Origin of the sequence: Mesorhizobium sp. M0244, from assembly GCF_040321795.1 — a bacterium.
Taxonomy (GTDB): Bacteria; Pseudomonadota; Alphaproteobacteria; order Rhizobiales; family Rhizobiaceae; genus Mesorhizobium.
On sequence record NZ_JAMYSE010000047.1, the window covers coordinates 1 to 24,661 of the forward strand.

Annotated in this window: 25 protein-coding genes and 2 pseudogenes; 15 read left to right on the forward strand and 12 right to left on the reverse strand. The window is 62.2% G+C overall.

Annotated elements, in window-relative coordinates; translation table 11 throughout:
- Positions 1 to 455: AraC family ligand binding domain-containing protein (locus tag NKJ08_RS23895; RefSeq protein WP_352783604.1), on the reverse strand; the 455-nt coding region annotated here is incomplete at its 3' end.
- Positions 456 to 540: 85 nt separating this feature from the next.
- Between NKJ08_RS23895 and NKJ08_RS23900 the strand changes: the two genes are divergently transcribed.
- The 3 genes and pseudogenes from NKJ08_RS23900 (at position 541) to NKJ08_RS23910 (ending at position 2,228) form a co-directional block, all read left to right on the forward strand.
- Positions 541 to 1,071: a hypothetical protein gene (locus tag NKJ08_RS23900; protein ID WP_352523476.1), complete on the forward strand. Its 531-nt coding sequence runs from the start codon at positions 541 to 543 to the stop codon at positions 1,069 to 1,071.
- Between the two features lie 32 nt (positions 1,072 to 1,103).
- Positions 1,104 to 1,483: pseudogene (locus NKJ08_RS23905) on the forward strand (VOC family protein).
- A gap of 115 nt (positions 1,484 to 1,598) precedes the next feature.
- Positions 1,599 to 2,228 (forward strand): MarC family protein, encoded by a 630-nt coding sequence (locus tag NKJ08_RS23910; RefSeq protein WP_352783608.1) that lies wholly within the window; start codon positions 1,599 to 1,601, stop codon positions 2,226 to 2,228.
- 9 nt (positions 2,229 to 2,237) lie between these two features.
- On the opposite strand, the gene NKJ08_RS23915 is transcribed toward NKJ08_RS23910, so the two are convergent.
- Both NKJ08_RS23915 and ssb read right to left on the reverse strand, forming a co-directional pair.
- Positions 2,238 to 2,660 carry an OsmC family protein gene (locus tag NKJ08_RS23915; protein ID WP_352523475.1) on the reverse strand — a complete coding sequence of 141 codons (423 nt, stop codon included), beginning with the start codon at positions 2,658 to 2,660 and terminating at the stop codon, positions 2,238 to 2,240.
- A gap of 123 nt (positions 2,661 to 2,783) precedes the next feature.
- Positions 2,784 to 3,293: a single-stranded DNA-binding protein gene (gene ssb, locus NKJ08_RS23920; protein WP_352523473.1), complete on the reverse strand. Its 510-nt coding sequence runs from the start codon at positions 3,291 to 3,293 to the stop codon at positions 2,784 to 2,786.
- Between the two features lie 209 nt (positions 3,294 to 3,502).
- On the opposite strand from ssb, the gene NKJ08_RS23925 reads away from it, so the two are divergent.
- The 9 genes and pseudogenes from NKJ08_RS23925 (at position 3,503) to NKJ08_RS23965 (ending at position 12,024) form a co-directional block, all read left to right on the forward strand.
- On the forward strand, positions 3,503 to 3,892 hold the full coding sequence (locus tag NKJ08_RS23925; protein WP_352523472.1) for a cupin domain-containing protein: 390 nt from the start codon (positions 3,503 to 3,505) through the stop codon (positions 3,890 to 3,892).
- 80 nt (positions 3,893 to 3,972) lie between these two features.
- Positions 3,973 to 4,287 (forward strand): ArsR/SmtB family transcription factor, encoded by a 315-nt coding sequence (locus tag NKJ08_RS23930; RefSeq protein WP_292653450.1) that lies wholly within the window; start codon positions 3,973 to 3,975, stop codon positions 4,285 to 4,287.
- Complete coding sequence (locus NKJ08_RS23935; protein WP_352523470.1) at positions 4,284 to 4,793, forward strand: SRPBCC family protein; 510 nt, start codon at positions 4,284 to 4,286, stop codon at positions 4,791 to 4,793. Before NKJ08_RS23930 ends, NKJ08_RS23935 begins: the two co-directional genes overlap by 4 nt.
- Before the next feature lie 26 nt (positions 4,794 to 4,819).
- Complete coding sequence (locus tag NKJ08_RS23940) at positions 4,820 to 5,425, forward strand: ATP-dependent Clp protease proteolytic subunit (protein WP_254817374.1); 606 nt, start codon at positions 4,820 to 4,822, stop codon at positions 5,423 to 5,425.
- Positions 5,426 to 5,522: 97 nt separating this feature from the next.
- Positions 5,523 to 5,819, forward strand: coding sequence for a hypothetical protein (locus NKJ08_RS23945; RefSeq protein ID WP_502904174.1), 297 nt, complete (start codon positions 5,523 to 5,525; stop codon positions 5,817 to 5,819).
- Positions 5,820 to 6,520: 701 nt separating this feature from the next.
- On the forward strand, positions 6,521 to 9,442 hold the full coding sequence (uvrA, locus tag NKJ08_RS23950; protein ID WP_352783612.1) for an excinuclease ABC subunit UvrA: 2,922 nt from the start codon (positions 6,521 to 6,523) through the stop codon (positions 9,440 to 9,442).
- 34 nt (positions 9,443 to 9,476) lie between these two features.
- Positions 9,477 to 9,945, forward strand: a pseudogene (locus tag NKJ08_RS23955) (GNAT family N-acetyltransferase).
- A gap of 24 nt (positions 9,946 to 9,969) precedes the next feature.
- Positions 9,970 to 10,776, forward strand: coding sequence for a DUF72 domain-containing protein (locus NKJ08_RS23960; protein WP_352523465.1), 807 nt, complete (start codon positions 9,970 to 9,972; stop codon positions 10,774 to 10,776).
- 96 nt (positions 10,777 to 10,872) lie between these two features.
- A complete protein-coding gene (locus NKJ08_RS23965; RefSeq protein WP_352523463.1) occupies positions 10,873 to 12,024 on the forward strand; it encodes a GGDEF domain-containing protein in 1,152 nt (383 codons plus the stop codon).
- A 38-nt stretch (positions 12,025 to 12,062) separates the two neighbouring features.
- Here NKJ08_RS23965 and NKJ08_RS23970 read toward each other — a convergent pair whose 3' ends face one another.
- The 6 genes from NKJ08_RS23970 to urtA all read right to left on the reverse strand — a co-directional run bounded on the left by NKJ08_RS23970 (position 12,063) and on the right by urtA (position 18,224).
- Positions 12,063 to 12,239, reverse strand: coding sequence for a hypothetical protein (locus tag NKJ08_RS23970; protein ID WP_352523462.1), 177 nt, complete (start codon positions 12,237 to 12,239; stop codon positions 12,063 to 12,065).
- Between the two features lie 208 nt (positions 12,240 to 12,447).
- Entirely contained in the window at positions 12,448 to 13,143 is a 696-nt protein-coding gene (urtE, locus tag NKJ08_RS23975) for an urea ABC transporter ATP-binding subunit UrtE (protein ID WP_006202038.1), read from the reverse strand.
- A 70-nt stretch (positions 13,144 to 13,213) separates the two neighbouring features.
- Positions 13,214 to 13,960 carry an urea ABC transporter ATP-binding protein UrtD gene (urtD, locus tag NKJ08_RS23980; protein ID WP_352523461.1) on the reverse strand — a complete coding sequence of 249 codons (747 nt, stop codon included), beginning with the start codon at positions 13,958 to 13,960 and terminating at the stop codon, positions 13,214 to 13,216.
- 7 nt (positions 13,961 to 13,967) lie between these two features.
- On the reverse strand, positions 13,968 to 15,200 hold the full coding sequence (urtC, locus tag NKJ08_RS23985) for an urea ABC transporter permease subunit UrtC (RefSeq protein WP_352523459.1): 1,233 nt from the start codon (positions 15,198 to 15,200) through the stop codon (positions 13,968 to 13,970).
- Positions 15,197 to 16,813, reverse strand: a complete 1,617-nt coding sequence (urtB, locus tag NKJ08_RS23990) for an urea ABC transporter permease subunit UrtB (protein ID WP_352523457.1) — start codon at positions 16,811 to 16,813, stop codon at positions 15,197 to 15,199. Before urtB ends, urtC begins: the two co-directional genes overlap by 4 nt.
- Positions 16,814 to 16,913: 100 nt before the next feature.
- Positions 16,914 to 18,224 (reverse strand): urea ABC transporter substrate-binding protein, encoded by a 1,311-nt coding sequence (gene urtA, locus NKJ08_RS23995; RefSeq protein ID WP_352523455.1) that lies wholly within the window; start codon positions 18,222 to 18,224, stop codon positions 16,914 to 16,916.
- Positions 18,225 to 18,524: 300 nt separating this feature from the next.
- Here urtA and NKJ08_RS24000 point away from each other — a divergent pair, with 300 nt between their 5' ends.
- Positions 18,525 to 18,920 carry a hypothetical protein gene (locus NKJ08_RS24000; RefSeq protein ID WP_352523453.1) on the forward strand — a complete coding sequence of 132 codons (396 nt, stop codon included), beginning with the start codon at positions 18,525 to 18,527 and terminating at the stop codon, positions 18,918 to 18,920.
- A 103-nt stretch (positions 18,921 to 19,023) separates the two neighbouring features.
- Here NKJ08_RS24000 and NKJ08_RS24005 read toward each other — a convergent pair whose 3' ends face one another.
- Positions 19,024 to 19,734 carry a purine-nucleoside phosphorylase gene (locus tag NKJ08_RS24005; RefSeq protein ID WP_352523452.1) on the reverse strand — a complete coding sequence of 237 codons (711 nt, stop codon included), beginning with the start codon at positions 19,732 to 19,734 and terminating at the stop codon, positions 19,024 to 19,026.
- An 83-nt stretch (positions 19,735 to 19,817) separates the two neighbouring features.
- Positions 19,818 to 22,391, reverse strand: coding sequence for a cell cycle histidine kinase CckA (gene cckA / locus NKJ08_RS24010; protein WP_352523450.1), 2,574 nt, complete (start codon positions 22,389 to 22,391; stop codon positions 19,818 to 19,820).
- Between the two features lie 203 nt (positions 22,392 to 22,594).
- Between cckA and NKJ08_RS24015 the strand changes: the two genes are divergently transcribed.
- The gene (locus tag NKJ08_RS24015) at positions 22,595 to 23,386 is read left to right on the forward strand and encodes a hypothetical protein (protein ID WP_352783620.1); all 792 of its coding nucleotides are present in this window, start codon (positions 22,595 to 22,597) and stop codon (positions 23,384 to 23,386) included.
- Positions 23,387 to 23,470: 84 nt separating this feature from the next.
- On the opposite strand, the gene dksA is transcribed toward NKJ08_RS24015, so the two are convergent.
- Positions 23,471 to 23,887 (reverse strand): RNA polymerase-binding protein DksA, encoded by a 417-nt coding sequence (gene dksA, locus NKJ08_RS24020; RefSeq protein ID WP_023717816.1) that lies wholly within the window; start codon positions 23,885 to 23,887, stop codon positions 23,471 to 23,473.
- A gap of 261 nt (positions 23,888 to 24,148) precedes the next feature.
- On the opposite strand from dksA, the gene NKJ08_RS24025 reads away from it, so the two are divergent.
- Positions 24,149 to 24,652 (forward strand): SixA phosphatase family protein, encoded by a 504-nt coding sequence (locus NKJ08_RS24025; protein ID WP_352523447.1) that lies wholly within the window; start codon positions 24,149 to 24,151, stop codon positions 24,650 to 24,652.
- The last annotated feature ends 9 nt before the right edge of the window (positions 24,653 to 24,661 follow it).

Consider the following 24,661-nt stretch of genomic DNA (forward strand, 5'->3'; position numbering starts at 1 on the left):
GTCACCGCCGCACCGGCAATGCGCAGGGCGAATTCCTCGAAGGCGCCGGTGTCGGCCATCTCGCGCGCCGCCTCTGCTTCGGCGAGCAGCGGCACCAGCGCCGGCAATGGCGGCAGGCGCGGCATCCTGAAATCAAGCTGCTTCGCGCCCGGCACGTCGGCGACGATCCGCTCCATATAGGCCGGTCCGAAATGGAAGGAGAGGCAGCGGTCGCCGGCGCCATGCTCGTGGCCGCACTCGTAGCATGTGCCGGGATTGCCGAGCAGGAGCGCCCCCGGCGCCAGCATCGCCGTGCCCTGGCGCGCGCGATAACGGAAGGTGCCGCTGGTGACGGCGGCGACGCAGAAATCCCGATGCTCCTCCTCGAATGGCCTGTCGGCGGCACTGGCGGTGCAGATGACATCCGACACCTGCCAGCCTCGGCCCGACGCCAGCCTATGCGCGCTCGTCGTCATCACCGAAAGATAGCAATTTTTCCCAAGCGCAGAACACTGTCAGTCACTATGCCTGCCGGTCTCCTGACACGATGAGAGCGAAGCCATGTCCAATTCTTTTGCCAAAGCCTTGCACAGCGATTGGCCCGCACCGGCCCTTGCCGAAAAACTGGACCTTTACGGCCGTTTCGTCGGCGCCTGGACATTCGATGCCACACGCCATCTCGAGGACGGTTCGGTGCTGACCGGGCGCGGCGAGGTGCATTTCGGCTGGGTCCTGGAGGGCCGGGCGATCCAGGACGTGTGGATCCTGCCCGCCCGTGACGCAGGTGCCTCGCCTTCGCTCGGTAAATGGACCTTCTACGGCACGACGTTGCGCGTCTACGACCCCGGCGTCGATGCCTGGCACATCTTCTGGAGCGATCCGCGCAGCCAGTATTACAGCCGCCAGCTCGGCCGCGCCGAGGGCGATACGATCGTCCAATTGGGCGCAGACGGTACCGGCGCTTCAGTGCGCTGGAGCTTTTCCCAAATCACCGGAAATTCCTTCCGCTGGCTGGGCGAGCGCTCGCAGGACGACGGCGCCACCTGGCGTCTCGAGGTCGAGTTTCTGGCCCACAGAACAGCCGACACTTGACAGCCCAATACATTGTAAAAAAGGAGAAAACCATGCTTGACCATGTTTCAATAGGTGTCCGCGATACCGACGCCTCGAAGCGTTTCTACGATGCCGCGCTGAAGCCGCTCGGCTATACCTGTCTCAGCCAGTCGCCGGGCTCGCTCGGCTATGGCGCGCAAGGTGTTGCGCTGTGTGGGTGAACGAGGCTCAGCGCCCGGTTTCAGCAGACGGCGAGTCCGGCCTGCATTTCTGCTTTGCGGCGCCGACGCGGAGCAACGTCGATGCCTTCCATGCGGGCGCCTTGCGTGCAGGAGGCAGCGACAATGGCACGCCTGGCCTGCGCGCCGGCTATGGCGAAAATTACTACGCCGCCTTTGTTATCGACCTGGACGGCTATCGCATCGAGGCCTATTGCGGAGCGGCCGGCTAGGCTCATCCTACCCCATCAAGGTTGCCGAATTCCCGCAGCTCAAACGGTTTCCACTAACCCTGCTTTGCTCTACCAATGCCAGTATTCGGGCACGGCCCGGCGGGGAGGGTCAGAGATGCCGAGCTTCAACAGCCTGTTCAACGCCTTCGTCACCATTCTCGTGACCATCGACCCGCCTGGCCTGGCGCCGCTTTTCCTCGCCGTGACCCGCGGCATGAACCGCGAGGAGCGCAACCAGGTCTCCGTGCGCGCCTCGATCATTGCTTTCCTGGTGATGGCGCTGTTTGCCGTCGCCGGTGCGTCGATCCTGTCGGTGTTCGGCATCACCCTGCCGGCCTTCCGCGTCGCCGGCGGCTTCCTGCTGTTCTTCATCGCCTTCGAAATGGTGTTCGAGCGCCGGCAGGACCGCAAGGAGAAGATCGGCGACGTCGCCATCACCAGGGACATGATCCACAACATCGCCGCCTTTCCGCTGGCGATCCCGCTTATTGCCGGTCCCGGCGCGATTTCGGCGACCGTTCTGCTCTCAAGCTCGTTTCAGGGTTTTGGCGCACAGGCAGCCCTTGTCGGCATCATCGCGATCTGCCTTGTCATCACCTATCTGGTATTCGTGCTGTCAGAGCGCATCGACCGTATCCTTGGCCAAACTGGCCGTTCGATCCTGACAAGGCTGCTGGGCGTCATCCTGGCGGCGCTCGCCGTACAGTTCGTCGCCGATGGCATCAAGGCGCTGATGGCGACGTAGGAAACTGTCTTACTTTGCCGTCTCAATGACTTCGAAGTCGTGGGTGATCACGGCGGTCTTGGCCATCATTGCCGAGGCCGAGCAGTATTTTTGGATCGAAAGCTCGATAGCCCGCTTCACCTTGTCGTGCGACAGCGCCCGGCCCTTGACGACGAAATGCATGTGGATGCGGGTGAACACCCTGGGATCGGCTTCTGCGCGATCAGCATCGAGTTCGACCACGCAATCTTCGACCGCCTCGCGCCCCTTTTCGAGGATATGGACCACGTCATAGGCCGAACAGCCGCCGGTGCCGATCAGCACCAGTTCCATTGGGCTCGGCCCCGGCGTCTTGCCTTCCGGTCCCAACGCAGTACCTAGGACCAGCTTGTGCCCACTGGCGGACTCGCCGACGAAAGTGCGCTCCTCGACCCATTTGACCCGTGCTTTCACTTGATACGTCCTTTCACCGCTCAAACGCACAGCGTCCCGAAAATCCAAGACAGATTTTCAGGACGCCAATTCGTGGCCAAGTAGCTGGCGTTTTTCGCCGTAAGGGTAGTCCGCCCCGAGAAATCAGAACGGGATTTCGTCGTCCAGCTCGCGCGACGAACCACCGCCGCCCTTGTTGGGTCCGCCGCGATTGAAACTTTCGCCGGGGCCGGACTGGCCGAAATCGGAACCGCGGCTCGCACCACCACCGGCATAGTTGCCGACCTGGCCGCCGCCCTCGCCCCGCGCATCGAGCATCTGCAGCTCGCCGCGGAATTTCTGCAGCACGACCTCGGTCGTATAGCGGTCATTGCCGGTCTGGTCCTGCCACTTGCGCGTCTGCAGCTGGCCCTCGACATAGACCTTCATGCCCTTCTTCAGATACTGCTCGGCCACCTTGGCGATCTGGTCGTTGAAGATCACGACATTGTGCCACTCGGTCTTTTCCTTGCGCTCTCCTGACGTCTTGTCGCGCCAGCTTTCCGAGGTGGCGATGCGGATGTTGACGACCAGGTCACCCGAATTCAGGCGGCGGATTTCAGGGTCCGCCCCGAGGTTGCCCACCAGAATGACCTTGTTGACGCTACCCGCCATGACACTTCTCCGCGCTTATCCGAAACCAAACTTTTGTCGCTGCACCTTACAGGCTGCGGACGATCCCCGCCTGCCGTGGCTGCCTTTTCCCACAAGGTTTTTGTTCTCTTTTCGTTCTAGGCTAAAGGCCCTGCACTGTCAATAGTTGTCAGTAACAAGTAGTGTCTTGGCGTCGAATTTCCACGAACCATGAGATCGAGGCGAACGCAATGAAGATGATTGCGCACGACGACCAGCCGCAAGAAGAATGGCGAGCGGGAGTAAAGACCCGCATGCATGTCTCGGCCCGCAACGGCGCAACTCAACTTTGCATATTTGAACAATGGGTCGAACCGGCGGTTGGCGCCCCGACCCATTGGCACCGGGTCGAGGAAGTGCTTACCGTCATCGCTGGCAAGGCCGAGATGTGGATCGACCAAGAGCATCTCGTCTTGACTGCTGGACAGTCGCTTGTTGTTGCCGCGCGCAGGCAACATGGCTTCAGAAACGTCGGCTCCGAAATGCTTCATATCCATGCCGTGCTCGCGTCACCAGTTTTCGAGGCGACGTTCAACGGATCCCCCGACATGGTGAGACGCTGGCTCCCAGAGAGTTTGTAAAACCTCGCCTGTCTTAAAACACCGCTTGTCTTAAAAAACTTCGCTTGCCAAACCGATAAGTATCGACTTATGCTTTCGGCATGATCGAAGCAGAGATTTTTCGGGCGCTGGCCGATCCAACGCGTCGCGCCGTCTATGAGCGGCTCGCCGACGGCGAGATGACGGTGTCGGAACTGCGCACTGGCATGCCGGTATCGCAGCCGGCGGTATCGCAGCATCTGGCCGTGCTGCGCGGCGCCGGCCTTGTGGTCGAGCGACGGGCTGGCCGCAACGCCTATTACCGCGCCGATCCGAAGGGGCTTGCGCCGCTGCTCGGCTGGATCGAACGCTACCGTGCATTCTGGCCAGAGCGCATTGAAAGGCTCAAGACGGTTTTGAAGGATATGGACCAATGACCAGCCGAGGCAAAGAACACGCGGAAATGGCGGCAGACAAGATCGAGTTCGAGTGCGAGTTGCCCGACCCGCCGGAAAAGGTGTGGCGGGCGTTGACAGTGCCGGACCTGCTCGCGGCCTGGATGATGCCGAACGACATAAAGCCCGAAATCGGTAGCCGCTTTGCCTTTAAAACGCCGGAGGCGCCGATCGAGTGCGAAATCCTCGACGCGGATCCCGGACGCCTGCTGCGGTATTCCTGGCGGGAACGGCCGGCGCCCGGCGATGCGCAGGCCCCGCTCGACAGTCCAACGGACAGCCCAATCGACAGCATCGTCACCTTTACGCTCGACCGCACCGTTTCCGGGGGCACGCATCTGCGCATCGTCCATGATGGTTTTGCCCGGGCAGCGATGCCAGAGATCGCGATGGCAGGCGCCGGCTGCAGGCTTTCGTTTGAAGCAAGCAATCCCAGCCACAAGCAGATCGCCGCAAACACCCCGCGCCTCTTCCGGCGCGCGGCCTGAACGACAATAGTCAACGGAGAGAAACGATGAGCGGCCTTGCCAACCTGGTCCCAATGGTGATCGAGCAGTCGAGCCGCGGCGAACGCGCCTTCGACATATTTTCGCGGCTGCTGCGCGAGCGCATCGTCTTCATCAACGGGCCGATCGATGACGGCACCTCGGCGCTGGTCTGCGCCCAGCTTCTGTCGCTGGAATCCGACAATCCCGACAAGGAGGTCTCGCTCTACATCAACTCGCCGGGCGGCGTGGTGACCAGCGGTTTCGCCATCTACGATACGATGCAGTACATCAGCTGCCCGGTCTCCACCGTTTGTATGGGCTTTGCCGCCTCGATGGCCTCGTTCCTTTTGATGGCGGGCACGCCGGGGCGGCGTATCGCGCTGCCCAACACCAGCATCGTGCTGCATCAGCCTCTCGGCGGCTTCCAGGGCCAAGCCTCCGACATCCAGCGCCATGCCGAGGGCATCCTTCGCACCAAGCGGCGCATGACCGATCTTTACGCCCACCATTGCGGCCGCACCTACGAAGAAGTGGAACGCACGCTCGACCGCGACTTTTTCATGACCGCCCAGGAGGCCAAGGATTGGGGCCTTGTCGACCATGTTTTCGACACTCGCAAACAGGCCGCGTGAACGAGCGGAGCCGGCGGACGGAACTGCGGCGATTGAGCGCCCGCAATTCAGCGCCGCCGGTCTGGTCCTGCCGCTATCGCGGCATTATAGTCCGGCGATGATCGCCTGCCGTTCATCCAGCATATTGCGCTTTGCCGCCGTCGCCATTGCCGGCACGAACATGCTGGTCGGCACGGCATTTGCCCAAGATAGTTCGACGTCTTCGCAAAAGGGCGCCCTGCCCGGTGTGACCAGCGACTATCGCATCGCCGAGCCAGCCCCGCAGCCCGAGCCCGACGACGCGGTTCCCAGCAGCGGCAACGGCACGTCCAAGATCGGCGATACCGATGTTCGGATTTCCGGTAGCATAACTATCGATGTCGCTACCGGCGGGATCAGGCCCTCCAGCCGGTAAGTTCGCCTGGTATGCACCACAATCGTTGCGCCTCAAACGAACAGCCCCGCCATTGCTTTTGCAACTGACGGGGCTTCTTGGATCTGAAATCCAAATTGCCGGGAGTGTACTGCCGGCTTTTTATTTCGGATGCTTCGCGGCGTTCAGCCGACGATCCGACTAGCAGTCTCTGATTTTTGTGGGGATCGGCAGATCAACGTTTAACGGGCGGCGAAAACGCCTGACCCTGGCCACTTATACCTGCCGCGGCTCCAGCGACACGTGGAGCCTCAAGGAACTATCCGGTGGAGTCATGCCTCTGCTCTCCTTCTGTTCGTTGTGACTGTCGTCATCGAAGCGCTCATCGCATACCCTGCAGCGTCTCGCAGGCTGGCCCCAGGCCGCGAGGCCATCGAAAGACGGCCGGCTTCGTTGACGTTTGGAGTCTGCCCCCATGGCGCAGGGACGTCAACCTTGAATAGCCGATTTACCGAAAAATGTGATCGCGAGACGCTTTGTGAAGCCGGCTGCACGGGCAGCTTTTGTCAGGAGCGTGTTCGGCCTTTGTTCTTTCCGCTTGCCCGTTCGCGCGAAAGACGGTTAAACGCTTTGGTCGAGAGTTGTGGCGTCTCTCGAAAAGGCGGCGAAATTACCTACATAGGGGGGTGGTCGGGAAAACCCGCCCATCCCACGAATTCCAGATTCTGAGGCGGCGACCGGCGATGGCCGACCATAAATATCTTTCCATTCGCGGGGCACGCGAACACAATCTGAAGAATGTCGATCTCGACCTGCCGCGTGACAGCCTGATCGTCATGACCGGGCTGTCGGGGTCCGGCAAGTCGTCGCTTGCCTTCGACACCATCTATGCCGAAGGCCAGCGCCGCTATGTCGAGAGCCTTTCGGCCTATGCACGGCAATTCCTCGAAATGATGCAGAAGCCGGACGTCGACCAGATCGACGGCCTGTCGCCGGCCATCTCCATCGAGCAGAAGACCACCTCGAAGAACCCGCGTTCGACGGTCGGCACTGTCACCGAGATCTACGATTATATGCGGCTTTTGTTCGCCCGCGTCGGCATCCCCTATTCGCCGGCCACCGGCCTGCCGATCGAGAGCCAGACGGTTTCGCAGATGGTCGACCGGGTGCTTGCGGTCGAGGAAGGCACCCGGCTGTTCATTCTGGCGCCGATGGTGCGCGGCCGCAAAGGCGAGTACCGCAAGGAACTGCTCGAGTTGCAGAAGAAGGGCTTTCAGCGCGTCAAGGTCGACGGCGTCTTCTATGAGATCGCCGACGTCCCGGCGCTGGACAAAAAGTACAAGCACGACATCGACGTCGTCGTCGACCGCATCGTCGTGCGCGGCGATCTGGCGACGCGGCTCGCCGACTCCATCGAGACCGCGCTGAAGCTGGCCGACGGACTGGCGGTGGCCGAGTTCGCCGACAAGCCGCTCGACGCCAGCCAAACCGGCGAGGATTCGGTCAACAAGTCGAAGAACGAGACGCATGAGCGCATGCTGTTCTCGGAAAAGTTCGCCTGCCCGGTATCCGGCTTCACCATTCCCGAGATCGAGCCCAGGCTGTTCTCGTTCAACAATCCGTTCGGCGCCTGCCCGACCTGTGACGGTCTCGGCAGCCAGCGCGCCATCGACGCCAGCCTGGTCGTGCCCGACGAGAATGTCTCGCTGCGTGCCGGCGCCGTCAGCCCGTGGGCGAAGTCGACCTCGCCCTATTATGCGCAGACGCTGGAAGCGCTGGGCGTTGCCTATGGCTTCAAGCTTGGCGACAAGTTCAAGGATTTGAGCGAGGAGGCAAAGCAAGCCATCCTGCACGGCACCGGCGAGCGCGAAATCACCTTCCACTATGATGACGGCCTGCGCTCTTACAAGACGACCAAGACCTTCGAGGGCGTCATTCCCAATCTCGAGCGCCGCTGGAAGGAAACCGAATCAGCCTGGATGCGCGAGGAGATCGAGCGTTTCATGTCGGCCACGCCTTGCCCGGCCTGCCGCGGCTATCGGCTGAAGCCGGAGGCGCTCGCGGTCAAGATCGCCGGCAAGCACATCGGCGAGGTCACCGAGCTGTCGATCCGCAAGGCCGACCAGTGGTTCACCGATCTGCCTGCTTCCCTCAACGACAAGCAGAACGAGATTGCGGTGCGCGTGCTCAAGGAGATCCGCGAGCGGCTGCGCTTCCTCAACGATGTCGGGCTTGACTATCTGACGCTGTCGCGCAACTCCGGCACGCTGTCGGGCGGCGAAAGCCAGCGCATTCGCCTCGCCTCGCAGATCGGCTCCGGCCTGACCGGCGTCCTCTACGTGCTGGACGAGCCGTCGATCGGCCTGCACCAGCGCGACAATGCCCGCCTGCTCGACACGCTGAAGCATCTGCGCGACATCGGCAACACGGTGATCGTCGTCGAGCATGACGAGGACGCCATCCTGCATGCCGACTATGTCGTCGACATGGGCCCGGCTGCCGGCATCCATGGCGGCCACATCATCGCCCAGGGGACGCCGCAGCAGATCATGGCCACCCCCGCCTCGATCACCGGCAAATACCTGTCTGGCGAACTCGAAGTGGCGGCGCCTTCGGTGCGGCGTGAGGCCAAGAAGAACCGGCGGCTGAAGATCGTCGGCGCACGCGGCAACAATCTGAAGAACGTCACCGCCGAACTTCCGCTCGGCACCTTTACCGCGGTCACCGGCGTGTCCGGCGGCGGCAAGTCGACCTTCCTGATCGCGACCTTGTTCAAGGCGGCGTCGCGCCGCATCATGGGCTCGCGCGAGCATCCGGCCGAGCACGACCGCATCGAGGGGCTGGAATTCCTCGACAAGGTCATCGACATCGACCAGTCGCCGATCGGGCGCACCCCGCGCTCCAATCCCGCCACCTATACCGGCGCCTTCACGCCGATCCGCGACTGGTTCGCCGGCCTGCCGGAAGCCAAGGCGCGCGGCTACCAGCCGGGGCGCTTCTCGTTCAACGTCAAGGGCGGCCGCTGCGAGGCGTGCCAGGGCGACGGCGTCATCAAGATCGAAATGCACTTCCTGCCCGACGTCTACGTCACCTGCGACGTCTGCCACGGCAAGCGCTACAACCGCGAGACGCTCGACGTCCTGTTCAAGGGCAAGTCGATCGCCGATGTGCTCGACATGACGGTCGAGGAAGGCGTCGATTTCTTCGCCGCCGTGCCCGGCGTGCGCGACAAGCTGGAGACGTTGAACCAGGTCGGCCTCGGCTACATCCATATCGGCCAGCAGGCGACGACTTTGTCGGGCGGCGAGGCACAGCGCATCAAGCTCGCCAAGGAACTGTCGCGCAAGGCGACCGGCAAGACGCTCTACATCCTCGACGAGCCGACCACCGGCCTGCATTTCCACGACGTCGCCAAGCTGCTCGAAGTGCTGCACGAGCTGGTCGACCAAGGCAACACGGTCGTCGTCATCGAGCACAATCTCGAGGTGATCAAGACCGCCGACTGGGTACTCGATCTCGGCCCCGAGGGCGGCGACGGCGGCGGCGAGCTGGTGGCGTCCGGCACGCCGGAGGACATCGCCCGCGAAAAACGCAGCTATACCGGGCAGTTCCTGAGGGAGTTGCTGGAACGAAGGCCCGGGGGTAAGCGCGAAGCGGCGGAGTGAATGAGGACTGGCTAGCGTTTGGAAGAACCTTCAAATGAAGATCAGAAGAGCGTTTGCCGGTGATTTTGATGCTGTCGTCCGGCTGACCGGCGCCGCCTACGCGCCCTACACCGCCTTGCTCGGCGCCACCGATCCCTGTCACCGAAGACTATGCGCTGCGCATCGAACGCGGCGAGGTCTGGCTTTCAGAGCAAGATGGACAGCCGGCCGGCCTGGTCGTTCTCGAACGGCACCCAGACCATACGATGATCTTCAGCGTCGCCGTCGCGCCGGCCTTTCAAGGCAAGGGTTTCGGCGTCGCGCTGCTCAACTGGGCCGAGGAACAGACCCGCCTGTGGAGCTTGCCCGAGGTGCGGCTCTATACCAATGCCAGGATGGAACGGAACATCGCACTGTACAAAGCCCATGGCTTTCGCGAAACGGGTCGTCGGCCCAATCCATACCGGCCAGGATGGACGATCGTCGACATGGCCAAAGCCGTCCAGACGACCGCCATCGCCTGATCTTTTCAAACCGGGAGGACGACAATGACTCAATCAGGAACAATCCGCGCCGGCATGGGCGGCTGGACCTTCGAGCCGTGGGACACGTCCTTCTACCCGGACAAATTGTCGAAGGCCAAGCAGCTGCATTATGCCAGCCGGCAGGTGCCGACCATCGAGGTCAACGGCACCTATTATTCGAGCTTCAAGGAACCGACCTTCGTCAAATGGGCCAACGAGGCGCCGGACGGTTTCGTCTATTCGCTGAAGGGCAACCGCTTCGTCACCAACCGTCGCGTGCTCGGCGAGGCCGGCGAATCGGTGATGCGCTTTCTCGGGTCGGGTGTCGCAGCACTTGGCGACAAGCTCGGGCCGATCCTGTGGCAGTTCGCGCCGACCAAAAAATTCGACCCGGACGATTTCGAAGCCTTCCTCAAGCTGTTGCCGGAAAAGCAGGACGGCGTTGGGCTGCGCCACGCGGTCGAGGTGCGCAACGATAGCTTCGTCGTGCCGGAATTCGCCGCGCTGGCCCGCAAATACAAGGTCGCGGTCGTCTATGCCGACCATGCCAAATATCCAGCGATCGCCGACGTTACCGGCGACTTCGTCTATGCCCGGCTGCAGACCGGCAGCGACGACAATCCCGACTGCTACACGCCGAACGGGCTCGACGAATGGGCAGCCCGGGCAAAGGTCTGGGCGGAAGGCAAGGTTCCCGCCGACCTGCCGCGCGCCGATCCTTCGACGGACGCGCCGGTCAAGCCACGCGACGTGTTCGTCTACTTCATCACCGAGGGCAAGGTCCGCGCTCCATTCGGCGCCATGGCGCTGATGAAGCGGGTCACGGGCTGACGACCCCGAATTGTGACATCTTCATCACCATCGTAACCTTATCGATACCTCCTTGCTGCATGAATCCGCGGAGCTAGGGCAGCCGCGGGTTAGGGCATGTCGCTCGACTACCACTCACTTCTGCTGGCTGTCGGTTTTTCCGCCGCCTGCCTGAGCCTGACGCTGTTCGGCATCTGGCTGACCGCGCGAACCGAAAAGTTCCTGCTGACATGGGCGATTAGCGCTTTGTTGATCGTCGGCGACGTTTTCATCTACGAGGACTATATCGAGACGCCCGGACGCATCCTCGGCATCGCGACGTTTGCCCTGCTCCTGGTTGGGTTCTCGACCATACTGGGCGCCGCCTATCAGTTCAGAACCGGCCGGTCGCCGATCCCGCTGACGGTTCGCGGCAGTTGCATCTCGCTTGCCCTGGCGCTGCCGCCGATGGCGTTCGGCTATGACGGTCTCGGCTTCATGTTCGAAAATCTTCTTGCCGCCCTGCTTTTGTTTGCAACGGCCTATCAGTACTGGATCGGGCGCGCTGAAGCCCCCGTCCCGATCATCGGCCTCGCCGCGCTCTACTCGACCACGGCCATGTCCTTCGTGCTGTGTGCCATGGCTCTTGCGTGGGACGGGAAGCTGATTCTTGGACATGCGCCGAGCAACTGGGCCGAGGATCTGAGCCTCGTCATCGTCATTGCCGGCATGACAGGCATCGGCGCCCTTTCGCTGGCGCTCAACCAAGGCCGTCTAGCCCGGCATCACCGTCTGGATGCACTGACCGATCCGCTGACCGGCCTTCTCAACCGGCGTGCCCTGTTCGATCTCAATGGCGGCGCCCCGATCGGGGCGTTCACGGCAGTGGTCGTGTTCGACATCGACGGTTTCAAGGCCATCAACGACGAATTCGGCCACGCCACGGGCGATCAGGTGCTGAAAGTGTTCGCCGAGGAACTGCTCGAGAATCTTCGCCCGACCGATGTCGCCGCGCGCTTGGGCGGAGAGGAATTCGCGCTGGCTCTGAAGCGGACCCTGCCCGAAACAGTGGAATTCACCGCCGAGCGTATACGTACCGCCTTCGCTGCCCGCGTCATTGCGACCGAAACCCGTCCGCTGACATGTACGGTCAGCGCCGGATACGCTTTCGGCAGCAAGGACGGCATGAGTTTCGACAAGGTGCTCAGTGCCGCCGACAAGGCGCTCTATGCCGCCAAGCGCGGCGGTCGCAACCGCGTCGCGGCCGCCACGCTCCGACTGGCAGGCTAGCCGCTCGGCAGCACAGGGTAATCGGCCTCAGCTAGTCCTCATGCCGCCATGACGATCTCATTGTAGGCATCGAGATCGACGTAGAAGACCTTGGTGATCTCCGCGATCAGCTCGTCGTGGTCGTATCCGTGAGATTTCAAAATGTTGATGGCGGTCATGATGTCGACGCGCTCCGTGAGCCGTCGTTTCTGGTAGTCCTCGACGTAACGTTCCATCAGCTTCCCTGATGCCCGAAAAGTTGAAATAACAGTCAGATCGCAGGAAGGAAGCCGCTCGCATGAAGCGTGATGGCGCGGCCCGCACCTTCCTCTGATCTGCCAATTGAGACTGATACGGAAAGCGGCCGACTCACCAAGGCCAAGCAAAGCCTAGCATGCAATCTTCGGCGCGCCAGGGTTGCAAAGTAATAGAATCAATAAGAATTCAGACAGTCAGGAATTTGCGGACATCCGCGCGGTCGAGATCCTCGGCCGGGCCGGTATGGACGATCTGGCCGCGGTCCATGATGTTGACCTCATCAGCCAATTCCCGGCAGAAATCGAGATACTGTTCGACCAAAAGCACGGCGATGCCGGCCTGGTCGCGCAGATAGCGGATGGCGCGGCCGATGTCCTTGATGATCGACGGCTGGATGCCCTCGGTCGGTTCGTCGAGCACCAGCAGCTTCGGCCGCATCACCAGTGCCCTGCCGATGGCAAGCTGCTGCTGCTGGCCGCCGGAAAGGTCACCGCCCCTGCGACCGAGCATCTGCTTCAGCACCGGAAACAGCTCGAAGACGTGACCGGGAATGTTGCGGTCGGCGCGCTTCAGCGGCGCGAAGCCCGATTCGAGGTTTTCCCGCACCGTAAGCAGCGGAAAGATCTCCCTGCCCTGCGGCACGAATGCGATGCCCGACCGGGCGCGATCATACGCCGCGCTCCGGTCGAGCGCCTTCCCCTCGAAGGCAACGCTTCCGCTCGTCAGCCGGTGATGGCCGACGATCGATCTCATCAAACTGGTCTTGCCGACGCCATTGCGGCCGAGCACGCAGGTGATCTTGCCGGCGCCGGCTTTCAGCGAGACGCCGCGCAGCGCCTGGGCGGCGCCGTAATGTAGCGTGGCATTGGAGACTTCGAGCATGATCAGCGCTTTCTCCAACGCCTGAAGAACGAAAGGTCGAAATGATGGAACGGAACCCGCCAGACCATGCTCATCTCCCCAGATAGACTTCGACGACACGTTCGTCGGCCGAAACGAAGTCGAGCGAGCCCTCGGAAAGCACCGAGCCTTCGTGCAGGCAGGTAACTTTGACGCCGAGCTCGCGCACGAAATGCATGTCGTGCTCGACGACGATGACCGAATGGTCGCGCGCGATATCCCTAAGCAACCGCGCGGTTTCCTCGGTCTCGGCGTCGGTCATGCCGGCGACAGGTTCGTCGACGAGGAGCAGCTTCGGATCCTGCGCGAGCAGCATGCCGATCTCGAGCCATTGCTTTTGGCCATGGCTCAAACTGGCGGCGAGCTCGTCGCGCTTGTCGCCAAGCCGGATGATGCCGAGAATGTCGTCGATCTGCCGCGCCTCGACGGCCGAGCGGCGATGGAACAGCGCCGGGAAAATCGAACGCGGGCCTTTCAGCGCCAGCATCAGATTGTCCTCGATCGTATGGCTTTCGAAGACGGTCGGCTTCTGGAATTTACGGCCGATGCCCATCATGGCGATCTCGGCCTCATCGTGTTTGGTCAGATCGACCTCGCCGTCGAAGAAAACTTCGCCCGCATCGGGCCGCGTCTTGCCGGTGACGATGTCCATCATCGTCGTCTTGCCAGCGCCGTTGGGGCCGATGATCGCCCGCATCTCGCCCTTGTCGAGCACCAGCGACAGATTGTTGATGGCGCGAAAACCATCGAAGGAAACCGAAACGCCGTCGAGATAGAGGATGGTATTGCTCTTCGACATCAGGCCTTCACTCCGCAGGCTGCGGTTCGGCGCCGGAGGCCGACCAGTCGCCCGGCTTTCTTGCCGCCGAGCGATCGGTTTTCGGCGGCACCGGCGCGTCGGGATCGATGCCGGCTTCCTCGGCGACCGAGGCTGCCCGCATCGCCTTGGCATTGCCGCGCCAGGAATCCCACATGCCGATGATGCCCTTGGGCAGGAACAGCGTGACGGCGACAAACAGCCCGCCCAGCGCAAACAGCCAAAACTCCGGCAGCACGCCGGTGAACCAGGATTTACCGGCATTGACCAGAAGCGCGCCGACGATCGGCCCGACGATGGTGCCGCGCCCGCCGACTGCCGCCCATACCACCACCTCGATCGAATTGGACGGTTCGAACTCACCCGGGTTGATGATGCCGACCTGCGGCACGTAAAGCGCGCCGGCGATGCCGGCCATGACAGCCGACACGGTGAAGGCGAACAGTTTGACGTTCTCCGCGCGCCAGCCGAGAAAGCGAGTGCGGCTCTCGGCGTCGCGGACTGCCATCAAAAGCTTGCCGTATTTGGAGCCGACGATTGCCCAGGTGACGAAGACGGCAGACGCGAGCATGACGGCGCTGGCCGCGAACAGCGCCGAGCGCGTCATGTCGGCCTGCACGTTGAAGCCAAAAATGTCCTTGAAATCGGTCAGGCCGTTATTGCCGCCGAAACCCATGTCGTTGCGGAAAAAGGCAAGCAGCAGCGCATAGGTCATCGCCTGGGTGATGATCGACAGATAGACGCCGGTGACGCGGCTGCGGAAGGCGAACCAGCCAAAGATGAACGCGAGCAGGCCGGGCACCGCAAGGACCATGACCGCGGCAAACCAGAAATGGTCGAAACCATACCAGAACCACGGCAATTCCTTGTAGTTCAGGAACACCATGAAATCCGGCAGCAGCGGATTGCCATAGACGCCTCGCGAGCCGATCTGGCGCATCAGATACATGCCCATCGCATAACCGCCGAGCGCGAAAAAGGCGCCATGGCCGAGCGAGAGGATGCCGCAATAGCCCCAGACGAGGTCGAGCGCCAAAGCGAGCAGCGCGTAGCAGAGATATTTGCCGGTGAGCGCGACGATATAGGATGGCACGTAGAAGGAACTTGTCGGCGAGACCGCAAGGTTGAGCAGCGGCACGATGATGGCGACCGCCAGCAGGATGAAGATCGTGATGGCGATGCGGCGGTCGGCGCCGGCGGCGAAGAAGCGTCCCGTGATCATGCTTCCACCGACCTGCCCTTGAGCGCAAACAGGCCGCGCGGGCGTTTCTGGATGAACAGGATGATCAGCACCAGGACGACGATCTTGCCGAGGACTGCTCCGGCATAAGGTTCGAGGAACTTGTTGACGATGCCGAGCGAGAAGGCGCCGACCAGCGTGCCCCAAAGGTTGCCGACACCGCCGAAGACGACGACCATGAAGCTATCGATTATGTAGCCGCGGCCAAGGTTGGGCGAGACGTTGTCGATCTGGCTGAGCGCGACACCGGCGATGCCGGCAATGCCCGACCCCAATGCAAAGGTCAGGGCGTCGACCCACGGCGTCCTGATGCCCATCGAGGCGGCCATGCGGCGATTGGCGGTGACGGCACGCATCTGCAGCCCCCAGGGTGTGCGTTTCATCACGTAGAGCAGCACCGCGAACACGCCGAGCGCAAAAGCCAGGATCCAGAGCCGGTTCCAGGTCACGGCAAGCTGACCGATATCGAACGAACCGGACATCCAGGACGGGTTGCCGACCTCCTGGTTGGTCGGCCCGAAAATGGTGCGCACGGCCTGCTGCAGGATCAGCGAGACACCCCACGTCGCCAGCAGGGTCTCCAGCGGCCGGCCATAGAGGAAGCGGATCAGCCCGCGCTCGATGACAAGGCCGACGAGCGCCGCTACCAGGAAGGCCAGCGGCAGGGCGATGACCAGCGACCAGTCGAACAGGCCGGGAAAGGAATTGCGGATCACCTCCTGCACGACAAACGTCGTGTAGGCGCCAAGCATGACCATCTCGCCATGCGCCATGTTGATCACGCCCATGACGCCGAAGGTGATGGCGAGGCCGATCGCCGCCAGCAGCAGCACCGATCCGAGCGATATGCCGTACCAGATGTTCTGGCCGGCATCCCACAGCGCCAGCGTCGAATTGATGTTGGCGATCGCCGCCGTCGCCGCGTCCTTCACCGCACCTTCGGAATTGGCCTCTACCGACGTGAGCAGCGACACCGCATCGCGGTCGCCGCGCGCACCGATGAGTGCGATCGCCGCCAGTTTGTCGGCCTCCGGCCTGTCGGAAACGAGAACCGATGCGGCGCGGGCCTGTTCGAGCAGCGCCTTGACGCTTGCCACGCTCTCATTGGCGATCGCGGTGTCGAGCGGCTCGATGTTTGCCGCGTCCGGCGTCTTGAACATGGTGTCGGCGGCGGCAATGCGCACGGCGGAATCCTTGGAGCCAAGCGTCAGCGTCCCCAGCGCGTCGCGGATGACGCGGCGCAGCGTGTTGTTGACCTTGATCTTGGTGATGTCGGTCTTGGCAGCTTCGCCCGATTTTTCGCCGGTGAGCGCATCGAGCAGCTCGATGCTGTCGCCGCTCTCCTTACCGACAAAGACCAGTGAATCGGCCTTGCGGACGTAAAGGCTGCCCTCCGCAAGCGCGGCAAGCGGCCGTTCTACGGCCGGATCGCCGGAAGCCGCAAGCTCGCGCACGACGGCTTCGATCGCTGAAAAATTGGAGGCGGTGGCGAGTTTGGCGACGACCGCGCGCAGATCGGCTTCGCTGGCGTTCGACGGCAGCAGCATTCCAAGGAGGAGGAGCAGCATCAGGCCAATCGCGCGGATCAGGATCATCGGTTTCTGGTGGCTCTTGGAGGTTGAATGTCGCCTCCGGGCAGGCTGGAGGACGAGCCCGCCCGGAGGCTTTGCGGTCTGGGAGGACAGACCGGGAGGATCAGTTGGTTCCCTTGCCGCCGCATTTGCCGGTGGCAACATTGAAGTTGCCGCAGGACAGAGGCGCGCGCCAATCGGAGATCAGGTCCTTGGAATCAGGCAGATAGTCGGACCATTCGTCGCCCATCACCAGGCCCGGCGTCTGCGAGACGGTTTCGAACTGGCCGTCGGCCTGGATTTCGCCGATCAGCACCGGCTTGGTGATGTGATGGTTCGGCATCATGGTCGAATAGCCGCCGGTCAGGTTCGGCACCGAGATGCCGATCATGGCGTCGATGACCTTGTCCGGATCGGTGGTACCGGCCTTCTCGACTGCCTTCACCCACATGTTGAAGCCGATATAGTGGGCTTCCATCGGGTCGTTGGTGGTGCGCTTGTCGTTCTTGATGAATTTGTGCCAGTCGGCGATGAACTTCTCGTTCTCGGGCGTATCGACGCTCTCGAAATAATTCCAGGCGGCGAGATGGCCGACCAGAGGCGCGGTGTCGAGACCGGCAAGCTCTTCCTCACCGACCGAGAAGGCCATGACCGGAATGTCCTCGGCCTTGATGCCCTGGTTGCCGAGTTCCTTGTAGAACGGCACGTTGGCGTCGCCGTTGACGGTCGAGACGACCGCGGTCTTCTTGCCGGCCGAACCGAACTTCTTGATCGCCGAGACTTCGGTCTGCCAGTCGGAGAAGCCGAACGGCGTGTAGTTGACCATGATGTCTTCGGCAGCAACGCCCTTCGCCTTCAGATAGGCTTCGAGGATCTTGTTGGTGGTGCGCGGATAGACATAGTCGGTGCCTTCGAGCACCCAGCGCTTCACCGAACCGCCATCCTCGCTCATCAGATAATCGACGGCCGGAATGGCCTGCTGGTTCGGCGCCGCACCGGTGTAGAACACGTTGCGCTCGCTTTCCTCACCCTCATACTGGACCGGGTAGAACAGGATGTTGTCGAGCTCGCTGAACACCGGCAGCACCGATTTGCGCGACACCGAGGTCCAGCAGCCGAACACCGCCGCGACCTTGTCCTTCGAGATCAGCTCGCGCGCCTTTTCGGCGAACAGCGGCCAGTTCGAAGCCGGATCGACGACCACCGCCTCGAGCTTCTTGCCGAGCAGGCCGCCCTTGGCATTCTGCTCTTCGATGAGCATCAGCATGGCGTCCTTCAGCGTCGTCTCCGAGATCGCCATGGTTCCCGACAGCGAATGGAGGATGCCGACCTTGATGGTGTCGTCGGCCGCCCTGGCGGGAACGCTCATCAGCAAGCCGGCGGTGACCACGCCGGCCGAAAACATTTTTGTTATTGTCGAGAAACTGCCCCTCATACTTTTAACTCCCAAACTGGTTAACTGCATCGGAACAGACCATGCAACGGCTGTGCCAATCACCGGAGCAAGATCGGAGGAATTGAGATTTCCCAGCCCTATCAGCGGGTTAATATATTAGCCGCAGAAGATGAACACCGCTCACCAGGTTTTGAATGAGAAACGACCACCCGCGTCAGCCTAAGTTTTACTCATATGCCAACAGATGACTTGTTTTTAGGCAACATCACATGAGCGCCGGCGAAGGATTGCGGCGCCGCAGCGAACTGGGGCAAGTTCGCCTCTCAAACGAGCGACGCCATGGCCTTCAGAACTTCTTGCATTTTCACCACCATGCTTCTGCTGGCGACGACGACCGCGGCGCGCGCCAACTTCAGCGACGGCAAGCTGCCGGACGGCACCTATCATTGCGAGGTCTATTTGCTTGGCATGTTTCTCAGCCTCGGCGACATCACCATCAAGGGAAACGTCTATAGCGGTCCGGTGAGCTTCGGCGCCGCCCCGCCGAGCCATAACTACCAGATGGACGCAGACGGGGTGATCACCTGGCTGGGTCCACTAGGCGGCTACACCAGCGGCGGCAACTCGATCTCGCTCACGCAAGCGACGCTGGACGGCGAAACCACCCCGTCCTTCGATGTCATCATGAAGCAGTCGGACGGAGCCTTTACTGCCTCGACCTGCACGAGGCGCTGAAAAAATTGCCGAACCCGGCAAGGTTCCGCGCCGGAAGGCAGCTCTAATTTGTGTGGCCCTCGCCCAAAGTCGAAAAGCAAATCGCGCCGAAGCAGAAAGCCGCCTAGCTCTCCGCCGCCACGTCGAGCGCCAGCCGCGTCATATCGGTGAAAAGCCCCTGGCGTTCGGAATAGTCGGTCTGCTCGCCGGTTGCCACATTGTCGACGACGGTCAGGATCGACAGCGCCCGGGCGTCGAAATCGGCCGCAATGCGGTAGAGCGCGCTGGTTTCCATGTCCACGGCGAGCGCGCCCTGTGCCTGTGCTTCGGCGAAGCGCTCGCGCCCCTGCGGATGATAGAAAATATCGCTGCAGATGGTCAGCCCGGCCCGATGATCGATGCCGAGCTCGGCGGCCCGGGCCAACGCCTGAGCCAACAATGCCGGATCGGGGCCGGCATCGGCACGGTAGAGCCCGAAACTCTGGCCGCTTTCTGAGCTTTCAGCGCGCACCGATTGCGCGATCACCAGGCTGCGCAGCACCAGCTCGGCGGTCAGCCCACCGCATGTGCCGGTACGGATCAGTGTTTTCGCACCATAGAAATCCAGCAGCTCATGCACGTAGACCAGGAATGACGGGACGCCGATGCCGGTGGACTGAATGCTGACAGGCTTGCCGCGAAACAGGCCGGTAAAACCAAGCGCGCCGCGGCGGCGGTTGACGCAGCGCGGCGCCTCCAGAAAAGTCTGTGCCATCCATTCAGCGCGCTGCGGATCGCCCGGCAGCAGCACCGTGCTTGCGTACTCGCCCTTGCTTGCCTCGTTGTGTGGCGTCACGGCATGCTTTCCAAAACCCGTCGCCCGTTTCGCCTGCAATCATGGCAGTCTCACGACATTGCGCAAGCGGAGCATTGGAAGAGTCAGGATTCCAGCATGTCCTTTACGATTGTGGCCAATTGCTTGAGCGAAAACGGCTTCGGCAAGAAGCCGAAATGCGCGTCCGCCGGCAAGTTCTTGGCGAACGCGTCTTCCGCATAGCCGGACACGAAGATGAACTTGATGTCGGGCTGCCGTTTGCGCAATTCGCCAAGCAGCGTCGGGCCGTCCATTTCCGGCATCACTACATCGGAGACGACGATGTCGACCTTGCCGCCGAGCGCTTCGTAGACTTCAAGCGCCTCGACGCCCGAGGACGCCTCGTGGACGGTATAGCCGCGCGATTTCAGCGCCCGCATGCCGCCCATGCGCACGGCGTCCTCGTCTTCGACCAGCAGCACCGTGGCCGAGCCCGACAGATCCTTGGCTGAGTCGGCGATCTTGGCAGGTGCGGCCGGCACTTCTCCGGCCTCGCCCGCCTTTCTCGCCTCCGCAATGTGCCGCGGCAGGAAGATGCGGAACACGGATCCCTTGCCGACTTCGGAATCGCAGAAGATGAAGCCGCCTGTCTGCTTGATGATGCCATAGACCATGGACAGGCCAAGGCCAGTTCCCTTGCCAACCTCCTTTGTCGTGAAGAAGGGCTCGAAGATCTTTTTCAGCACATCAGGCGCGATACCGCTGCCGCTGTCCTCGACCTCGACCAGCACATAGTCGGCCGGAGTAAGTTCGCGATAGGAAAAGGTCTTGCATTCCCCGGCGCTGACGTTGCGGGTGCGCACGGTGAGGTCACCGCCGGCCGGCATCGCATCGCGCGCATTGACCGCCAGATTGACCACCACTTGCTCGAACTGCCCGATATCGACCCTGACCGGCCACAGGTCGCGGCCATGGTCGATCTTGAGCTTGATGTCGTTACCGACCAGGCGGGCAAGCAGCATCCTTAGATCGGCGAGCACGTCGGTCAGGTTGAGCACCTCCGGCCGCAACGTCTGCTTGCGCGAGAAGGCCAGCAACTGCCGCACCAACGAGGCCGCCCGGTTGGCATTCTGCTTGATGTTCATGATGTCCGGGAACGACGGATCGGACGGCCGGTGATTGGTCAAAAGCAGGTCCGAGGCCATGATGATGGCGGTCAGCACATTGTTGAAGTCGTGCGCGATGCCGCCGGCGAGCTGGCCCACCGCCTGCATCTTCTGGCTCTGCGCCATCTGGCCCTCGAGGGCCTTTTGCTCGGTGGTCTCGACGGCATAGACGATGGCCGATTCCTCGGCACCCTCGCCGCCGGTACCGTCTGCTACTGCATTGACGTAGAAGCGTATGTGGCGCTCCTCATTGCCGGGCAGCACCGTATCGATCGGTTCGATGTCAGCCTGTTGCTGGCGTGCCTTTTCGAATGCCGCGGCGAAAGCCGGCCGGTCGCGCTCGTGGATCACCGTATCCAGCCGCACACGCCGATCGACCGCGTCGCGGTCGACGACCGAGGAAAACAGCGACAGGAACGGCGCATTGGTGCGCAGGATGCGCCCGGCATGGTCGACGCCGGCTATCGCCATTGGCGTCGAATTGAAGAACCGCGTGAAGCGTATTTCCGAGGCGCGGAGGTCGGCCGAAGCATCCTCGCCTTGCGTCCGGTTGAGCACGATGGTGCGAGTCGGGCCGTTGAGGCCCTCTCGGCTGGCCGAAACACGATGCATGAAGCGCACCGGCAGCGCCTCGCCGGTCATCGTCGTCAGATCGAGATCGATAACGGCATTGCGCGTGGTACCCGCGTCGGCCTTGACCGAACGGACCAGCGCCATGCCGTCGCCGGCGACGATCTCCGGCAGCTTGATGGCGCCGGGGGTGAAGCTGGCCAGGTCGATGCCCAGCCACTCCGCAAGGGTCGCGTTGATATAGGTGACGCGGCCTTCCTGGTCAGCGGAAAAGAAACCGGCCGGCGCATGGTCGAGGTGATCGATGGCCTTTTGCAGGTCGAGAAAGAACCGCTCCTGCTCGGCCCGTTCCTGCGAGATATCGGCAAGCTGCCAGGCAAGCATGGGCAGCCGCTGGCCGGGAACGCTGAACGCGCGGGCACGAACGCGGTACCAGCGCGCGCCCGGTTCGGCGCCTGGCCGAATGGACTGGGCCAGCCGAAACTCGCCGTCGCCCGGCTGGCCGTCGCGCAGGCCCGACGCCAGCCGGTATATGGTCACCGAGGCCTCGGGAACGTCTGAAAGCAAACCTTCGACCGTCTTGAGGGCGGCCGCCGACTCGGCGCCCGTCATGTCGGCATAGGTCCGGTTGGCGTAGATGATGCGGCCTTTGGTGTCGGTGACCAGGAGACCTTGCGACATCGAATCGACGAAAGCTTTCGACAGTTCGTCGCTTGTCGAGCGCGGCGTGATGTGCACGAAGCCGATCGCAGTGGCGAACAGAAAGCCGACGCCGATCATCGCCAGCACGCCAAGCATGCCGAGCAGGAATGGATCGCCAAGTCGCTCGCGGAAAAGGCCGAAGACGATCGCTGCCCCTGTCAGGACGACGATGAAGACGATGAGCCGGGTGACCGCGCCCGGTCGCGTGTTCTGGTCGACGATAGGTACCGGATAGAAATCGCCGCGCGCTTCCTTGGCCATGTGCCCCCTGCTCGTGAATTCCGGTGTCGGTTGAATCATATTCTCAGGGTCGGGAAAAGGCCCGGCGGCAAATGTCCGCTAAAAATGACGCCGTTCGGCTCCCGGTGTTTCAAGCTGTTCACGAAGCGTGAAAGGCAACTTGCGGTGGCCTGCCGCAACAGTCTAGTGTCGCCTCTCTTCGAAAGCCGATTTTGGGGGAACCAATGCTGCAATGGCTGGATGGCGTGGCGGGTCCTGGTTATGCCGCAGCAATCCTGTGGACGTTTGCAGTACTTGTCCTTCTGCTCATCATTCTTCTCATCATCAAGCTGGTCCGCAGCCTGACATTCGGAACATTCGTCGCCGGCGGCAGGAACCGCAAGACGCGGCTGGCCGTCATGGACGCCACAGCGGTCGACAGTCACCGGCGGCTGGTGCTGGTGCGCCGCGACGATATCGAGCACCTGCTCTTGATCGGTGGCCCGACCGACGTCGTCGTCGAGCGCGACATCAGGCTCTCGGCGCTGCGCCGCCCGGCATTGACCGGAGACAACAGCCACCAGCCAGCAGCAAGGTCGGCTCAGACCACAGCCGCGCCGGTGAGGCAAGCGCCGCCGCAGCCGGCAAGTGCAGCCGCAACGCCCGTCCGAGCCCGCCAGACGGCGACAACCCCGGCAATAATGCCAGCACCGGCGCCGAAACCGGCATCGAACGTCACACCGTTGCCAAGTTATGGATCCGTCAACGCCAATGTCTCGCGACATGCACCGCCGCCGGCAAGACAGGACTCCCCGGCAAGATACGAGCCTCCGGCAAGGCACGAGTCCGCGACAAGACATGAATCGTCCCCGGCACGGCATGAGTCGATCGACGATGCGCTGATGAAGGAGCTGGAGGTTTCCCTCGACGAGCCACGCTTCAGCCAAACGCCGAGCAAGCCAGTGGCGAAGGCATCGCCCTCTCTCGACGACGAGATGACGAAGCTCCTCGGCGAGTTGTCCAATCAGAAAAGATAGGCTGATAGCGAACGGCCAATGAAAAATGGCCGGAAAACCGGCCATTTTGAACGCTTTACCGATGCCGCTGTTTTTCCCGCCGACTCAGTCGTCGCGGTAGACCTTCTCGCGCCGCTCATGGCGCTCCTGTGCCTCGATCGACAAGGTAGCGATCGGGCGCGCGTCGAGCCGCTTCAGCGCGATCGGCTCGCCCGTCTCCTCGCAATAGCCGTAAGTGCCTTCGTCAAGGCGCTGGAGGGCGGAATCGATCTTCGAGATGAGTTTTCGCTGGCGATCGCGGGCGCGAAGTTCGATGGCGCGGTCGGTTTCCGAGGAGGCGCGATCGGCGAGGTCGGGGTGGTTGGCGTTTTCCTGCTGCAGGATTTCGAGAGTTTCGCGTGCTTCGCGCAAGATGTCGTTCTTCCAGGTGACGAGCTTCAGGCGAAAGTAGGATTTCTGCCGCTCGTTCATGAACGGCTCGTCTTCGGAGGGTACGTAATCGGCGGTAACGATGTCGTTCATTCGACTCACCCAACAAACCCCAATTTTTGCGCCTATATATTCGCGGACCGAAAACTGCACAAGCTCAATCGACGACAGTTTCACGCATTTGTTTATGTGGGACAAACCGACATTGGCGACATCATTCGCATGAACGGCACGCCCGAATTCGCGCATGATTCATTATGCTTGACGGGCATCGGCATTGCGCGCGAAGCGCTTCTGATGGCTAATTCCAGCGGCCGCATTTGACCGGTCGGTACCCGACATATCGGGGGTTCCGTGACCAGACTTTACCTGCTGAGGCATGCAAAGGCCGGCTGGGCGCTGCCCGGCGTCCGCGACTTCGATCGCCCGCTCGATGCATCCGGCTTCGCCGATGCCGAAGCGATGGGCGTGCTGATGCGCGCCCGCAACTATCTACCGGACCTCACCCTTTGTTCCAGCGCCAGGCGTGCGCGCCAGACGCTGGAAAGCTTAGCGGGCTATGCGGACACGGGCCGGGTGCTGTTCTTTGACACGCTCTACAGTGACGATGCCGCCGGGTATCTGGCTACCATCCGGCAGAATGGCGGGCTGGGCCCCCTGCTCGTCATCGGCCACAATCCGATGATTGAGGATCTCGCCATGGCGGTCTCAGGCGATGGCGACGAGACCGCGCGGGCCATGCTGAACCACGGCTTCCCGACCTCCGCTCTTGCGGTGGTCCGGTTCAAAGGCAGTCTTGAAGAGGCTGCGCCGGGCGCCGGCTATCTCGAAGCCTTCCTGACGCCTGCCGATATCTGAGGCCATTTC